This is a genomic window from Paracoccus sp. (in: a-proteobacteria), from assembly GCF_030604785.1.
Classification (GTDB): domain Bacteria; phylum Pseudomonadota; class Alphaproteobacteria; order Rhodobacterales; family Rhodobacteraceae; genus Paracoccus.
In genome coordinates this window covers 13,166-28,722 of the sequence record NZ_JAUVVF010000008.1, presented here as the reverse complement: position 1 = coordinate 28,722, position 15,557 = coordinate 13,166, and the positions used below count along the sequence as shown (strand labels likewise).

General features: G+C 69.5%; 12 protein-coding genes. 3 read left to right on the top strand and 9 right to left on the bottom strand.

Going from position 1 to position 15,557, the window contains the following annotated elements; all coding sequences use genetic code 11:
* Positions 1-51 precede the first annotated feature (51 nt).
* Positions 52-1,656: a carboxyl transferase domain-containing protein gene (locus QAR72_RS04465; protein ID WP_304616163.1), complete on the bottom strand. Its 1,605-nt coding sequence runs from the start codon at positions 1,654-1,656 to the stop codon at positions 52-54.
* Between the two features lie 137 nt (positions 1,657-1,793).
* Here QAR72_RS04465 and QAR72_RS04460 point away from each other — a divergent pair, with 137 nt between their 5' ends.
* Positions 1,794-2,405 (top strand): OmpW/AlkL family protein, encoded by a 612-nt coding sequence (locus QAR72_RS04460; RefSeq protein ID WP_304616162.1) that lies wholly within the window; start codon positions 1,794-1,796, stop codon positions 2,403-2,405.
* 20 nt (positions 2,406-2,425) lie between these two features.
* Here the strand turns inward: QAR72_RS04460 and QAR72_RS04455 are convergent, their stop codons facing one another.
* The 3 genes from QAR72_RS04455 to QAR72_RS04445 are packed head-to-tail and all read right to left on the bottom strand — an operon-like array spanning position 2,426 to position 5,609.
* Positions 2,426-3,952 (bottom strand): AMP-binding protein, encoded by a 1,527-nt coding sequence (locus tag QAR72_RS04455; protein ID WP_304616161.1) that lies wholly within the window; start codon positions 3,950-3,952, stop codon positions 2,426-2,428.
* Complete coding sequence (locus tag QAR72_RS04450) at positions 3,952-4,449, bottom strand: lysozyme inhibitor LprI family protein (protein ID WP_304616160.1); 498 nt, start codon at positions 4,447-4,449, stop codon at positions 3,952-3,954. The genes QAR72_RS04455 and QAR72_RS04450 overlap by 1 nt, the downstream gene beginning before the upstream one ends.
* Positions 4,449-5,609 (bottom strand): isovaleryl-CoA dehydrogenase, encoded by a 1,161-nt coding sequence (locus tag QAR72_RS04445; protein WP_304616206.1) that lies wholly within the window; start codon positions 5,607-5,609, stop codon positions 4,449-4,451. The genes QAR72_RS04450 and QAR72_RS04445 overlap by 1 nt, the downstream gene beginning before the upstream one ends.
* Positions 5,610-5,786: 177 nt before the next feature.
* Here QAR72_RS04445 and QAR72_RS04440 point away from each other — a divergent pair, with 177 nt between their 5' ends.
* Together QAR72_RS04440 and cbiB are read left to right on the top strand one after the other, a co-directional pair.
* Positions 5,787-6,344: a histidine phosphatase family protein gene (locus tag QAR72_RS04440; protein WP_304616159.1), complete on the top strand. Its 558-nt coding sequence runs from the start codon at positions 5,787-5,789 to the stop codon at positions 6,342-6,344.
* Complete coding sequence (gene cbiB, locus QAR72_RS04435; protein WP_442953549.1) at positions 6,344-7,255, top strand: adenosylcobinamide-phosphate synthase CbiB; 912 nt, start codon at positions 6,344-6,346, stop codon at positions 7,253-7,255. The genes QAR72_RS04440 and cbiB overlap by 1 nt, the downstream gene beginning before the upstream one ends.
* Here the strand turns inward: cbiB and QAR72_RS04430 are convergent.
* From QAR72_RS04430 to QAR72_RS04410, 5 genes are all read right to left on the bottom strand, one after another.
* A complete protein-coding gene (locus QAR72_RS04430) occupies positions 7,252-8,031 on the bottom strand; it encodes a transglutaminase-like domain-containing protein (protein WP_304616158.1) in 780 nt (259 codons plus the stop codon). The genes cbiB and QAR72_RS04430 overlap by 4 nt on opposite strands.
* An 84-nt stretch (positions 8,032-8,115) precedes the next feature.
* The gene (locus QAR72_RS04425) at positions 8,116-9,255 is read right to left on the bottom strand and encodes a sensor histidine kinase (protein ID WP_304616157.1); all 1,140 of its coding nucleotides are present in this window, start codon (positions 9,253-9,255) and stop codon (positions 8,116-8,118) included.
* Positions 9,256-9,352: 97 nt separating this feature from the next.
* Positions 9,353-10,594, bottom strand: coding sequence for an AGE family epimerase/isomerase (locus tag QAR72_RS04420; protein ID WP_304616156.1), 1,242 nt, complete (start codon positions 10,592-10,594; stop codon positions 9,353-9,355).
* Positions 10,595-10,605: 11 nt separating this feature from the next.
* Positions 10,606-12,918 carry a Tex family protein gene (locus tag QAR72_RS04415; RefSeq protein ID WP_304616155.1) on the bottom strand — a complete coding sequence of 771 codons (2,313 nt, stop codon included), beginning with the start codon at positions 12,916-12,918 and terminating at the stop codon, positions 10,606-10,608.
* A 33-nt stretch (positions 12,919-12,951) separates the two neighbouring features.
* On the bottom strand, positions 12,952-15,519 hold the full coding sequence (locus tag QAR72_RS04410) for a cation:proton antiporter (RefSeq protein ID WP_304616154.1): 2,568 nt from the start codon (positions 15,517-15,519) through the stop codon (positions 12,952-12,954).
* Positions 15,520-15,557: the final 38 nt, after the last annotated feature.

Sequence of the window (15,557 nt, the reverse complement as noted above, 5' to 3'; positions counted from 1 at the left end):
GCCGCGCCCTCCCCTTCTTCGTTGTCCAAATACCCATGCGACGCCGCCCCCTCACATCCGGAAGAGACCGAAGCGCGTCGGCTCGACCGGCGCGTTCAGCGAGGCTCTGAGCGACAGCGCCAGAACCTCGCGCGTCTTGCGCGGATCCACGATCCCGTCATCCCAAAGCCGCGCCGAGGCATAGAGCGGATGGCTCTGCCGCTCGAACATCTCGATGGTCGGGCGCTTGAAGGCGGCCTCCTCCTCGGGGGACCAGGAACCGCCCGCGCGCTCGATCCCCTCACGGCGCACGGTCGCCAGAACGCCCGCTGCCTGCTCGCCGCCCATCACGCTGATGCGGCTGTTGGGCCAGGTCCACAGGAAGCGCGGCCCATAGGCCCGCCCCGCCATGCCGTAATTGCCGGCGCCGAAGCTGCCGCCAACCAGCATCGTGATCTTCGGGACCGAGGTCGTGGCCACCGCCGTCACCATCTTGGCGCCATGCCGGGCGATGCCCTCGTTCTCGTATTTGCGGCCGACCATGAAGCCGGTGATGTTCTGCAGGAAGACCAGCGGAATGCCGCGCTGGCTGCACAATTCGATGAAATGCGCGCCCTTCTGCGCGGCCTCCGAAAACAGCACGCCGTTATTGGCGACGATGCCGACCGGGCAGCCCTCGACATGGGCAAATCCCGTCACCAGCGTCTCGCCGAAGCGGGCCTTGAACTCGTCCAGCCGCGAGCCGTCCACGACCCGCGCGATCACCTCGCGGATGTCGTAGGGCGTACGCAGATCGGCGGGCACGACTCCCAGGATCTCGTCCGCGTCATAGGCGGGCGCCTCGGGCGATTGCCACAGCACCGTCTCGGGGCGGCGGCGGTTCAGATGGCTGACCGCGCGGCGCGCCATGGCCAGCGCATGGGCGTCATCCTCGGCCAGGTAATCGGCCACGCCCGACAGGCGGGTATGGACATCGCCGCCGCCCAGATCCTCGGCGGTGACGACCTCGCCCGTCGCGGCCTTGACCAGGGGGGGACCGGCCAGAAAGATCGTCCCCTGCCCCTTCACGATGATCGTGACATCCGACATGGCCGGCACGTAGGCGCCGCCCGCGGTGCAGGACCCCATCACGACCGCGATCTGCGGGATGCCCTTGGCGCTCATCCGGGCCTGGTTGTAGAAGATCCGGCCGAAATGGTCTCGGTCGGGAAAGACCTCGTCCTGGTTGGGCAGGTTCGCGCCGCCGCTATCGACCAGATAGAGGCAGGGCAGATGGCATTCCTCGGCGATCTCCTGCGCGCGCAGGTGCTTCTTGACCGTCATCGGGTAATAGGTGCCGCCCTTGACGGTCGCGTCATTGGCCACGACCATCACATCCTGCCCGTGGATGCGGCCCACGCCCGCGATCACGCCCGCGCAGGGGGCCGCGCCGTCATACATGCCATGCGCCGCAGTCGCGCCGATCTCGAGAAACGGGCTGCCCGGGTCCAGCAGGTTCGCGACCCTCTCGCGCGGGGGCATCTTGCCGCGGCTGACATGACGCTCCAGCGCCCGCGCGCCCCCTCCGGCGGCGGCCGCCTCGGCGGCCTCGCGGATGGTGGCAAGCATCTCAAGATGCGCCGCTCGGTTGGCGCGATAGGCGTCCGAACTGGTCAGGGCAGCGGATCTCAGCTTCATGGGCGGGCCTTTTGCAACAGATGGGACGGGATCGCGCGCAACGGGTTGGCAGCACGGGTTCCGGACTTGATTTCGGCGCGGTCCTGCGGACGATGCCGACAGATCGCGGACGATGGGTTGCCGCGACGAGGGTGGTCATGATGAAGATGGTGATGATGGCGGCACTGGCCGCGCTGATACTGGGCGGACAGGCCGATGCGCGTCAGGCCGGTGACTGGTTTGTCGGGCTGGGGCTGGCCCGGGTCGAGCCGCCCGCCGAGAACGGCACCGTGATCGGTGCGACGCTGGACATCGACGCCGACACGCGGCCCTTCGTGACGATCGGCCATGCGCTGACCGACCGGCTGGGGGCGGAGCTGATGCTGTCCGCGCCCTTTCGCCACCAGATCGAGCTGCAGGGTCGCGGCACGATCGGCAGCTTCCGGCAAAGCCCCGCGATCCTGTCGCTGCAATATCACCACCCCGTGAGCGACCGACTGACGCCCTTTGCGGGGATCGGGCTGGCGCATGTGCAATTCTCTCGCGCGCAGGGGACGGGCCTGTTGCAGGGCGCGGCGCTGGATCTGTCCGACGAATGGGGGCTGGCACTTCAGGCCGGGCTGGATGTCGCGGTCGGCCCGCGCGGCGCAATCCGGACCGAGATCCGCTGGCTGGACCTGCAACCCGATCTGCGCCTGAACGGCGCCGGACTGGGCGAGGCGCGGATCGACCCGGTGGCGATGGGCCTGTCCTACGTCCTGCGCTTCTGACACCATGAGCCGCGCGCGCATCATTCGGCCTCGGCCATGGCGCGCAATTCGCGGCGCATGACCTTGCCGGTCACCGTCAGCGGCAGCGCGTCCAGAAAGGCGATCTCGCGCGGATAGGAATGCGCAGCCGACAGGCGCCGCGCGTGATCCTGCAACGCGGCGGCCAGCGCATCCGAGGGCGCATGGCCGGGCCGTAGCACGACATAGGCCTTGACGATCTGCGTGCGCAGCGGACAGGGCTTGCCGATCACGCCCGCCTGCGCGACGGCGGGATGGGTCAGCAGCACGTCCTCGATCTCGGACGGGCCGATGCGGTAGCCGGCCGAGGTGATCACGTCGTCGTCGCGTCCGACAAAGCGGATATAGCCGTCCTCGATGACGCCGCGGTCGCCCGTGACCATCCATTCGCCGCGGAACTTGGCCTCGGTCGCCTGCGGGTTCTGCCAATAGCCCAGCATCATGCTGCCCGCGCCGCGCCGGATGGCGATATCGCCTTCGCCGTCGGTCGGGTTGCCGTCCTCGTCGATGATGCGGATCTCGAAACCCGGCACGGGCTTGCCGAAGGCGCCGGGGCGGGAAGGAAACATCGCCCCCGAGGACGAGGCGACCATGTTGCATTCGGTCTGGCCGTAGAATTCGTTGATCGTGAGGCCAAGCGCGCGGCGCCCCCATTCCAGCATCTCGGCGCCCAGAGGCTCGCCGCCCGAGGCGACGCTGCGCAGGCCCGACAGGCTGATATCGGCGGCCTTGAGCATCTTCAGCGCGGTCGGCGGGAAGAAGATGTTGCGGATGGCGCAATTGGCGATCAGGGCGGCCACGGCTTCGGGCTGGAAGCGCGCCATGCGCGAGGCGACGACCGGCACGCCAAGCGCAAGGCCGGGCATCGCGACGTCGAAAAGCCCCCCGATCCAGGCCCAGTCGGCAGGCGTCCAGATCACGTCGCCGGGCTGGCCCAGCAGGTCATGGCTCATCTCGACGCCCGGCAGATGGCCGGTCAGCATCCGGTGGCCATGCAGCGCCCCCTTGGGTGCGCCGGTCGTGCCGGAGGTGTAGATCAGCACGGCGGGATCGTCGGGGCCCGTCTCGCGCGTGGCGAAGGGACCGGCCTCGGGCAGCCCCTCTTCGGGGACGATCACGCGCAGGTCGGGAAACGGGGCCAGCATGGCGCGCCCCTCGGGGTCGGTCACGACGATCCGCGCGCCCGCATCGTTCAGGCGCAGGGCCAGAGCCTCGGGCCCGAACAGCTTGAAGAGCGGGATCGAGATCGCCGCCGATTTCCAGACCGCCAGATGCGCCGCCGCCGTCCAGGCCGATTGTGTCCGCAGGATCGCGACGCGCTCGCCCGGCGCGACGTCCAGCGCATGGGCCAGCCGGTCGGTCATGGCGGCCAGTTCGCCAAAGGTGACGGGCCGGGGCTGGCCGTCATGTTCGATGATCGCCACGCGGTCGGGATCATGGCCGAGGCATTGACCGGCCATGTTCAGCCGCGCCGGAAAGCTCCAGCAAAAGTCGCGGCAGAGCGCGTCGTGATCGGTGCCGGTCAGCATCACATCTGCCGCTGATAGCCGCGCAGCCACAGGGCCTGTCGCGCGGTCAGTTCCAGCAGGCATTGCGCCGCGCCCGTCGACCCGCCGGTGCCCCCGCCCCAACGCGTCCGTTCATAGGCGCAGGCGGCGTCGCGATAGGCGATCCAGCGGCGCTGCATCTCGCGAAGCGCAGGCTCCTGCTTCTCGGCGGCCGAGCCCAGTTCGGCCATTTCTGCATCCGCCTCCTTTGCCGCCGCCATCACGTCGCGATAGGCCGCGTTCAGTAGCCCGTCCCAATGCTCAACCTCCTGCGAGAGGCAGTAGCCCATGCCGACGGTGGAATAGCCGCCCGGCTGCTCCATGCAGGCATTGGCCGCAAGACCGATGCAGCTTTCCGGGCGGTCGTCATCGCCCGCATTCCGCGCGAGGCAGGCATCGACCGACGCCGCGTCGAAGGCGGGCGCGTCCTGCGCCGCCGCCGGCGCCGCAAGGACCAGCACCAGGGCCAGCGCACGCATCAGACCAGCCCCATCAGCTCGCGTCCGATCAGCATGCGGCGGATCTCGCTGGTGCCGGCGCCGATCTCCATGAGCTTGGCGTCGCGGAACAGCCGGCTGACCACGCTGTCATTGAGGAACCCCGCCCCGCCAAGCGCCTGCACTGCCTGATGCGCCTGCACCATCGCCTGTTCGCTGGCGTAAAGGACCGCGCCCGCCGCATCCTGCCGCGTGACCTTGCCCGCATCACAGGCGCGCGCGACCTCGTAGACATAGGCGCGGGCGGTGTTCAGCGCGACATACATGTCGGCGATCTTGCCCTGCATCAGCTGGAAGGACCCGATCGGCTGGCCGAACTGCTTGCGGTCGCGCAGATAGGGCAGCACCTCGTCAAGGCAGGCGGCCATGATGCCCGTGCCGATCCCGGCCAGAACGACGCGCTCGTAATCCAGACCCGACATCAGCACGCGCACGCCCTTGCCCTCGGCGCCCAGCACGTTCTCGGCGGGAATGGTGCAGTTCTCGAAGATCAGCTCGCCCGTATTCGAGCCGCGCATCCCCAGCTTGTCGAAATGCGGCCCGGTCGAGAAACCGGGCATCCCGCGTTCGACGATAAAGGCGGTGATGCCCTTGCTGCCCGCCTCGGGGTCGGTCTTGGCATAGACGACCAGCACATCGGCATCGGGGGCGTTCGTGATCCAATATTTGCTGCCGTTCAGCACATAGGCGTCGCCGCGCTTCTCGCCGCGCAGCTTCATGCCGACGACATCGCTGCCCGCGCCCTCCTCGGACATGGCCAGCGCACCGACATTCTGGCCGCTGCACAGCTTGGGCAGGTATTTCGCGCGCTGCGCGTCGGTGCCGTTCAGCTTGATCTGGTTCACGCACAGGTTCGAATGCGCGCCATAGGACAGGCTGATCGAGGCGCTGGCGCGCGCGATTTCCTCGGTCGCGATGACATGGGCCAGATAGCCCATCCCGGCGCCGCCGAATTCCTCGGGCACGGTGATGCCCAGAAGGCCCAGCTCGCCCATTTCGGGCCAGAGTTCGTTGGGAAAGGCGTTGTCGCGGTCGGTCGCCGTGGCCAGCGGCTTCACGCGGTCCTGCGACCAGCGATGCACCATCTCGCGCAGCGCGTTCACATCCTCGCCCAGGTCGAATTCCATGCCCCGCGTGAACATCCGCAAGCCCCCTCCTGCTGCCGATATTAAATGAACGTTCGTTCATTTAATGGATAGCGCGGCCATCCCCTCCGCGTCAAGACCAGCCTGCATCCGGCCGGGGGGCGGCGTCAATCGGTCCGTCTTGCCCTTGGCGCGCGGCCGCCGCATGGTGCGCGCGATCCAGCGGAGGACGCAATGAGCCTGATGATCCTGCGCCACGCCGCGGCTTTGACCGGCGGCCTCGTGACCGGACGGCGCGAGGTCGAAGCCGATTGCTCGGACCGCGCGGCGCTGGCCCGGATGGCGGCGCAGATCGGGCGTCCGGCGCAGGTCTGGTCCAGCCCGGCGCGGCGCTGCCTGCAAACGGCCCATGCGCTTGGCCTTTCGCCCGACCGCATCCTGCCCGCGCTGCTGGAGCAGGATCAGGGCGAATGGGAGGGGCGGCCCCTCGCCGACCTGCCCGATCTGGGACCGCTATCCCCCGAGGCGCTGGCCCGCCACCGGCCCCAAGGCGGCGAGAGCTTTCACGACATGGCCGCCCGCGCCCGCCCCGCGCTGGTCGAGGCGCCGCCCGGCACGCTGATCGTGGCCCATGCCGGGACCGTCCGCGCGGCCCTGGCGATGGTGGTGGGTGCGCGGGCGCTGTCCTTCGCGGTGGCGCCGCTGTCCTTGACCATCCTGCACCGGATCGACCCCGAGGGCGCGGAATGGGCGGTCGAGGCCGTGAACCTGACCCTGCCGGGGGATGCGTGATGGCCATGATCGCGGCCATCGCGCTGCTGATCGATGTGCTGATCGGCTGGCCGCAGGCGCTCTATCGCCGGATCGGGCATCCGGTGACATGGCTGGGGCGCCTGATCGCGGTGTTGGATCGATCGCTGAACCGAGGCCGCGCGCGGGGCGCCAAGGGCGCGCTTGCGGCGCTGGTCGTGATCGGCGCGGCGGCATGGCCCGCCGCGCTGCTGCAGATCTGGCTGGGGCCCTGGGCGGCGGCGATCCTTGCCTGGCCGCTGGTCGCGGCGCGGTCGCTGGACGATCACCTGCGGGCGGTGCTGCGCCCGCTGCGCCGGGGCGACCTGGCCGAGGCGCGGGCGGCGACCGCCATGATCGTGGGCCGCGACGTCACGCGCGCCGACAGCCCGGCCCTTGCCCGCGCCAGCATCGAGAGCCTTGCCGAAAACGCCAGCGACGGCGTGATCGCGCCCCTCTTCTGGGCCGCGATCGGCGGCTTGCCGGGCATCGCCGCCTACAAGGCGATCAACACGCTGGACAGCATGATCGGCCACCGCACCCCAAGACACGAGGCCTTCGGCGCCTTTGCCGCAAGGCTGGACGATGTGGCGAACCTGATCCCCGCGCGGCTGACGGCGGGGCTGCTGGCGCTGGCCGCCGGGCGGCGGGCGGGGGCGGCTTTCTCGACCGCGCTGCGTGACGCATCGGCCCATCGCTCGCCCAATGCCGGCTGGCCCGAGGCGGCGATGGCGGGCGCGCTTGGCATCCGCCTGTCGGGGCCGCGCGTCTATGCCGACCGGGTGGCCGACGAGCCGTGGCTGAACGCGGGCGCAGCCGATCCCGGCGCCGGGGACCTTACCACCGCGCTGCGGCTCTACCGCCAGGCCGTGGCGATCCTCGCGCTGGCGCTGATCGCGGCCTGGGCGTTCTAGAGGATCTGGCTGACCTGCACGCTCTGCCCGTTCATCGTGGCGGGCGTGATCGTCGTCAGGAAGGCCACATCCACCGCATCGCGCCCCACCGCCACCAGCGCCATCTGGTCGGCGCTGGCCATCCCGGTCGGATCGACCAGATGCCACGCACCGTCCAGATAGACCTGGACCACGGCGTGGAAGTCCTGCGGTTCGACCGAATGGGAATAGACGCTGGCGATGCGCGCGGGCACCTGCCCCGCCCGGCACAGCGCGATCAGCAGATGCGCGTAATCGCGGCAGACGCCCTGGCGCTGCACGAAAGTGTCGGTGGCGGTCGTGTCGGCGCTGCTGGCGCCCGGCACATAGGCCAGCGCGCCCTGCACCCATTCGGCCAGCGACGCGACCAGAGGCCCACCCGACAGCTCGTCGAACCGCGCGCCCACATAGGCGAGAAACCGGATCGGGTCGCAATAGCGCGAGGGCATCAGCGCCCGCAGCGCCTCGGCCGGCAGGTCCTCGACCGGCACGCCCGCAAGACGCGGCAGGTCGGGCACCGGCCGCACGATTCTGAGATCGGCACGATAGCGGCAGGTCAGCCGTTCGGGCACATGCATCGCGATCTTGCGGCCGATCCCCTCGTCGCCGGACAGCCGGCGCGGCGCAAGGCCCGGATCAAGCCGCAGATCCGAGGCCAGCACCTGCTGGCCCTCGATCTCGGCCGCCTCGACGGACAGGATCGCGGCGCCGGGCGCGGCCAGATGGTAGTCCAGATCGACCTCGATCGTCATCCGCATGAAACCGCTCCCGTCACTTGCCCAAAGGCCATGAATGCCGCGACCGCGCGGTTCGTTCCCGTGGCCCGGAAGGGCCGGGCGTGATCACTCCGGCGCGGCCTCGCCCGAGACCTCGGCCAGACGCAGCCGCAGCTCGAACCGCGCGCCGCCCTCGGCCGAGGCGCCCGCGCTGATACCGCCGCCAAGCTGGCGGGCATAGATCGAGCAGATCTGCATCCCGAGCCCGGTCCCCGTCTCGGGGTCGAACCCCATGGGCAGGCCCGGCCCGTCATCCTCGACCACCAGCAGCAGACCGTGATCGTCGGTTTCGGTCAGCGCGACACGGATCTGCGGCGGCCGCCCGCTTGCGCTGCCATGGCGAACGGCATTGCCAAGCAATTCCGCCAGGATCTGCCCGATCGCCGCCGCATCCGCGGGCGCGACCCGGACCTGCGGCATGGGCGCAAGCGCCACACCCGCGCCAAGCGCGCCGCAGATGTCGCGCGCAAGCTGCCCCAGATAGTCGCAAAGCTGGATCAGCCGCGATCCGGGGTCCAGATGCAGCTGTTCGTGCACGCGCGCCAGGGTCGAGATGCGGTTCGCCGCATCGTCCAACGCCGTGCCGGCCAAGTCGCCCCGATGGCCGCGCGCCTGCATCCGCAGCAGCGCGATGACGGCGGCAAAGCTGTTCTTCACACGGTGGTCGATCTCGCCCAGCAGGATCTTCTGCTGGGCCAGCGCCGCGTCCTTCTGGGCGACCTCGTCGGCCAGATGCCGGGCCTGTTCCTCAAGCTGGCGGCGCGCCTCGACATTCTCGGTCACATCGCGCGAGATCGACAGGATACGCTCGACCACGCCGCGCGCGTTGCGGACGGGCGAGACCGTCACCTGCCACCAGCGCGGCGTGCCGCGCGCGGTCGGGCAGAAGGCCTCGAACCGGCTGATCCGGCCCTGGGATGCGTCGCGGATCGCGGCGGTCAGCGTCTGGCGATGTTCGGGCGGCCAGAGATCCGGCCAGGGGCGGTCGGCCACCTGCGCGAAATCGTCGATCTCCATCGCACACAGGCCGTTGGGGTTCATGTAGCCGAGCGTGCCGTCCAGTTCGATCAGCTTGATGCAGTCCGGACTGTTGTCGAGGATCGACAGGGCAAGGCCGCTTTCGACCCCCGCCATCATCCGCGCCGCCCGCGTTGCAGGGTCCGGCGGCGTGACGGCAAGAGGCGGGACAGGCGCGTCATTGGACATGGAATACACCGTCCGGTTCAGGATGAGTGACGACAGGGCGATGCGCAGGCTTGACAGGATCGGCGCCGCCGGTCAAGCCGCACGACATCACGTCATCTCACGCCAGCACACGACCCCGCGCCAGCCCGGCCGCGACGCGCGACAGGTCCGGCACCAGCGGGAACAGATCGGCCTGAAGCGCGTGATAAAGATCGGGCTTTCCCGGAAACTGCGTCTGGGTCGGGCGGTTGCCCTGGCCCAGTTCGTGCCACCAGCCGCCACGTTCGTGATCGACCAGATGGCTGGCCGCGAAATCCCACAGGCGGCGATACCAGACCTCGTCGCCCGGCAGCGGGTCCAGCTTGATCAGCGTGGCCAGCGCGCCGATCGCCTCGGTCACGGGCCACCAGTAGCGCGCCGGGTTGTCCACCGCGCCCGTCTGAAGCGACAGCGTATAGACCAGCCCACCCTCGGCGTGGTTCCAGCCGCTCGCCAGCGCGGTTTCGGTCAGCGCCCGCGCCATGGCCGGGCTGCCGTCGTCGGGGCGGCCCGCCAGATCCCACCATTGCAGCAGCAGCCGCGCCATCTCGACGCTGTGGCCGGGCGTGGTGCCTGCGGGACGAAAGACCGGGTTGCCCGCATAGGCCGCATCGACACGCCAGTCCTGATCGTAATGTTCGGGGATGCGCCAGCCATGCGCGCGCGCCTGCCCGTCGATGAAGAAGCGCAGGATCCGGCCCGCGCGGTCCAGATGCAGCACCTCGCCGGTGGCCTCATGGGCGGCCAGCAGCGCCTCGACGCCGTGCATGTTGGCGTTCATGCCGCGATAGGTCGAAAAGGGCTGCCAGTCGCGGGTGAATTCGTCGCGGAAAAGACCCGCCGCCTCGTCCCAATAGTGACGCTCAAGCACCTCGGTCACATCGGCCAGCAGGCGGTCGGCATCGGGATGCCCTGCCAGTTTCGCGCTGGAGGCCGCCAGCAGGACAAAGACCTGCCCATAGGCCAGCTTGGTGCCATCGGCGATCCCGTCGCCCTCAAGCCCCCAAAGATAGCCGCCGTGATCCGCATCGCGGTGACGCCGCCAGAGGTAATCCATCCCCTGATCCACGATCCCGGCCCGGTCGGGCCGACCCGCGGCATGCGCCAGCGCATAGGAATGCACCAGCCGCGTTGTCGTGTGCAATTCCTGCAAGGCAGTCGGGCGCGGCCTGCCCTGCCAGTCCAGCAGATGAAAGCCGCCGCCAGCCCGGGGGCTGGCATCGAAGAAATCCAGAGCCCGGCGCGCATCCGCCACCAGAAACGCCCGGTGCGCGGGGTCGTCGAGCCATGTCCCCTGAAAGTCCGGATCGCCTGCCTGCATGGTCCTCTCCATCACCGTTTGCGGAACGCGTCGGCCAGGGCCGCGCCGAACGCGCCCTGCGAAGCGCCCGAGGGTCCGGCCTGCATCTGGCGCGGCTTTGCGCCGCGATCCTGCCGGTCGCCGCGCGGCCCCTTGGGGGCGGGCTCGGCGCCGTCCTTGCGCATGGTCAGGCCGATGCGCTTGCGCGCCACGTCCACCTCGGTCACACGGACGCGGACCACGTCGCCGGCCTTGACGACCTCGTGCGGGTCCTTGACGAAACGGTCTGCCAGCTGGCTGACATGGACCAGCCCGTCCTGATGGACCCCGATATCCACGAAGGCGCCGAAGGCCGCCACATTGGTCACGGTGCCCTCGAGCGACATGCCGGGGCGCAGATCCTTGATGTCCTCGACTCCCTCGGCGAAGCTGGCGGTGACAAAACCGGGGCGCGGATCGCGGCCGGGCTTTTCCAGTTCGGCCAGAATGTCGCGCACGGTGGGCAGGCCGAATTCCTCGGTCACGAAATCGGCCGCGTTCAGCCGCTTCAGCGCCGCCGCGTCGCCCATCACCGCCCGCAGATCACGCCCGCAGGCCGAGACGATCCTGCGCGCCACGCCATAGGCTTCGGGGTGAACGGCCGAGGCGTCCAGCGGCTCGTCCCCATCGCGGATGCGCAGGAAGCCCGCGCATTGCTGGAAAGCCTTGGGTCCCAGTCCCGCGACCTTTTTCAGCGCCGCGCGCGACCGGAACGCGCCCGAGGCATCGCGATGCGCGACGATGGCCTGCGCCAGCGACGGCCCCAGCCCCGCCACATGCGCCAGAAGCGGCGCCGAGGCAGTGTTCAAGTCCACGCCCACCGCGTTCACCGCATCCTCGACCACGGCTTCCAGCGATTTCGCAAGCTGGCGCTGGTCCACGTCGTGCTGATACTGGCCCACGCCGATGCTCTGCGGCGGCACCTTGACCAGTTCCGCCAGCGGGTCTTGCAAACGCCGCGCGATGCTGACCGCGCCGCGCAGGCTGACATCCAGACCGGGGAATTCCCGCGCCGCCAGTTCGGATGCCGAATAGACCGAGGCCCCGGCCTCGGAGACCACCACCCGCGTGGGCGCCTTGATGCCCTTGGGCAGGCGCTTCAGCACTTCGGCCACCAGCCGTTCGCTTTCGCGGCTGGCTGTGCCGTTGCCGATGGCGACCAACTCGACCCCGTGTTTCGCGATCAGCGCCAGCAGCGTGGCCTCGGCCCCGCGCAGGTCGTTCTTGGGCTGGAAGGGATAGATCGTCGCCGTATCGACCAGCTTGCCGGTCGCGTCCACCACGGCGATCTTGCAGCCCGTCCGGATGCCGGGATCGAGGCCGAGCGTCGGGCGCGGCCCGGCCGGCGCGGCCAGCAGCAGGTCGCGCAGGTTGCGGGCGAAGACCTGGATCGCCTCGGCATGGGCGCGCTGGCGCAATTCGGTCAGAAGGTCGATATACATGCCGTTCGACAGCTTGACGCGCCAGGCCCAGCCCGCCGCCGCGCGAAGCCAATCCCCGCCTGTCCCGTGCCCGACAGGGCCAAGGGCCTGCGCCACGATCCCCTCGGCGCGCGCGGCGCCGGTCTCGGGATCGGGGGCGATCTCGATGGTCACGACATCTTCCTTGGCGGCGCGCAGGATCGCCAGCGCGCGGTGGCCGGGGATGGTGGCCCAAGCCTCGCGATGATCGAAATAATCGCTGAACTTGGCGCCGCTTTCCTCCTTGCCCGCAACGACGCGGGCCGAGATCACCGCCTCGCGCCGCATGAAGTCGCGCAGACGGCCCAAGAGATCGGCATTCTCGGACAATTCCTCGACCAGGATGTCGCGCGCACCGTCAAGGGCAGCCTTGGGCGTCTCGACCGCGCCCTGCACATAGGCGGGCGCAAGGGCCTCGGGATTGGCGGCGGGGTCGGTCTGGATCGCGCGCAGAAGCGGTTCCAGCCCGTTCTCGCGGGCGATCATCGCCTTGGTGCGGCGCTTGGGCTTGAAGGGCAGGTAGATGTCTTCCAGCGCGGCCTTGGTGTCGGCAACGGCGATCTTGCGGGCCAAATCGTCGGTCAGCTTGCCCTGCTCGCGGATCGAACCGAGGATCGCGGCGCGCCGCGCCTCCATCTCGCGCAGATAGGTCAGGCGATCGGACAGGGTGCGCAGCTGCGTGTCGTCCAGCCCGCCCGTCGCTTCCTTGCGGTAGCGCGCGACAAAGGGGACGGTCGCGCCCCCGTCCAGAAGATCGGCCGCCGCCGTGACCTGCGAGGGGCTGGCGCCGATCTCGGTCGCGATCTGGCGGGCGATGCGGGCGGCGGTCTGGGCGGCTGCGTCCATGAGGAACCCTTCTGTCTGGTCTGGACCGCCTGTCTAGCGGCTGGCGCCGGCCTCGCCAAGCGGCTCGGGCGCCGCCGCGGCCTCGTCGAGGCGGAATTCCGGCAGGCGCAGCACCTCGCCGGCCGAGGACTTGCCCACCACGCTGTCGCGCACCGCACGCCTGAGCGCGGGCGAGCGTTTCAGCAGGCGCCGGAAGCCCGTCTCCTCGAGGATCAGCAGGGTCGAGGGCGTGATGGCGCGCACCTCGGCCCGGCGGATGCGGCCGGTCAGGACGCCCATCTGGCCGAACATCTCGCCGCGGCCCAGCCGGGTGGTCTGGCCCGCGACCTCTTGTTCGACGGCGCCCGAAGCCACGAAGAAGACGCTGCGCGCGGGCGTGTCCTTGCGGGTGATGATCTGGCCCGCATTGACATAGCGCGTCCGCAACTGGCGGCTGAGACGCTTCAGCTCGCCATCGTCCAGGTCCGAGAACAGCGGAAAGACGCGCGCCAGCTCGTCCTTGCGCAGCGCCAGGTCAAGCGGCGGCCGCATCTCGGTCTGGGCGCGGCGGCGCATGATGTCGGCGATCAGCTCGGTATGGACCTCGGCGCCGATCAGCCCGTCCTCGCGCATGGCATTGTATTCGCGTTCCTCCAGCCGCAGGGCGGTGCGGCGGATGAAGCGGCGCTCCAGTTCCTCGGCATAGCCGGGATATTGCAGCCGCAGACCGTCCAGCGCGGTATCCACGGCCTCGATCCGGCGGTTCAGCAATTCGTGCAGCAATTCGGCCACGCGGCGGCCATGGATACGGCGGATGCGGCGGTCGATGAAGCCGTGCAGGTCGCGCAGGATCAGCCGCTTGGCCAGCAGGATCTCGAACCGGTCGGCGGTCATGCGGGCCAGCGGGCCGGAAATGCCCAGCCGGTTGCGCAGAAAGGCCGCCAGCCGGAACGCGGGGCCATAGCTCAGCGAGCCGCGCGCCGCGCGCTGATAGCCGGTGCGGCCACCCTGGCGCGCGCCCTCGATCACGCGGTCGGCGTCGAAGAGCGCCTGTTCCGACAGCCGGGCCGAGATCGCCCGCTCGCGCACGCGTTGCAGGATCGCCTCGCGTTCATGGCCCGCCAGCGCGATCAGGCCAAGCGTGATGCGGTCACGGTCCAGGATCTCGGCATTGTGTTCGGCCTCGGCGCGTTCGACGGCCTGATCCAGCCGGGCGGCAAAGCGCTTGGCCTCGGACCGCACCGTCTCGCGCGGCAGATCGTATTTCTCGGTCGTGGTGGCGACCTCTTCGCGCACGGTCTGCAGCGCGACGGCGACGACCTGATTGGACAGCGCCCGGTCCAGCGGCGACAGCCGGTCCAGACCCAGAAGGCTGATCACCCAACGCAGCGTCGTGCCCTGCACCAGCAGCGTGAAGAGCGTGAAGCCCGTGGCCAAGATGCCGACAAGACGCTTGGTCTCGACCGGGACGCGCAGGCTTTCGGTCACCGCCAGCGCCAGTGCCAGCGTGACCGCCCCGCGCAGGCCGCCCCACATGATCGCCACGCGGTAAGGACGCTCGATCCGGGGCGACAGACGCAGCGCGCCCAGCAGCGGCAGAAGCCCCCACAGGATCATCGCCCGCGCGGCAAAGGCCGCCAGGATCACCACCCCAACCAGTGCCAGATCGCCCGCCCGCAGATCGCCCAGCAGGCGCGGGATCAAGAGCGCGGCCAGGATGAAGATCAGCGCCCCCGCCCAGTGGGCCAGCAACCGCCAGACCTCGCGCAGGTTCACCCAGAAGGCAGGCGCCAGCCGTCCCGGCCCCATCAGGTTCAAGGTCAGCGCCGCCGCCACGACCGCGATCACGCCGGAGGCGCCCAGAAGCCGCTCGGCCCCGATATAGGCCAGATAGGGCACCGCGACCGAGACCGAGATCTGCGCCATCTCGAATCTCTGGAACAGCGTCATCAGGGCCAGCGCCACCCGCGCGATCAGCCAGCCCGCGAAGGCCCCGCCCAGGATCAGTTCGGGGAATTGCGCCATCGCCTCGGACAGGCTGGGATTCGGCACGCCCAGCATCACGAAGCCCATGAACAGCCCGAACAGCGCAATGGCTGCGGCGTCGTTCAGCAGGCTCTCGCCCTCGATGATGCGCGCCAGCCTGCGCGGCGCCGAGATCGACCGGAAGATGCTGACCACCGCCGAGGGGTCCGTGGTCGAGACGATCGCGCCGACCAGCAGGCAGACCATCAGCGGCAGACCGCTGACCCAGGCCAGCGAATAGCCGATGGTCAGCGTGGCCACGACCACCGCGACCACGGCCAGCGTCAGGATCGGCACCCAGTCGTCCAGCATCCGCCGGACATTCATCTCCAGCGTGGCCTGAAAGATCAGGGTGGGCAGGAACACGTAAAGAAAGACGTTCGACCGGATCGGCAGCGCCAGGATGGTTTCCGCGATCGGATTGAAGACATTCGTGTAATCGGTGCTCAGCAGAAAGATCGCGCCGCCCCCGATCAGCATGCCCAAAAGCGCAAGGATCGCGCTGAAGGGCAGCGACAGGCGGTCCGCGACCGGCTCGGCCGCCGCGATCAGCAGAAACAGAAGCGCCGTGATTGTGGTCAGGAGAACAAGATCCATGATGGCTCGATAACGCCAGAAGCGCGGCGCGGGAACAA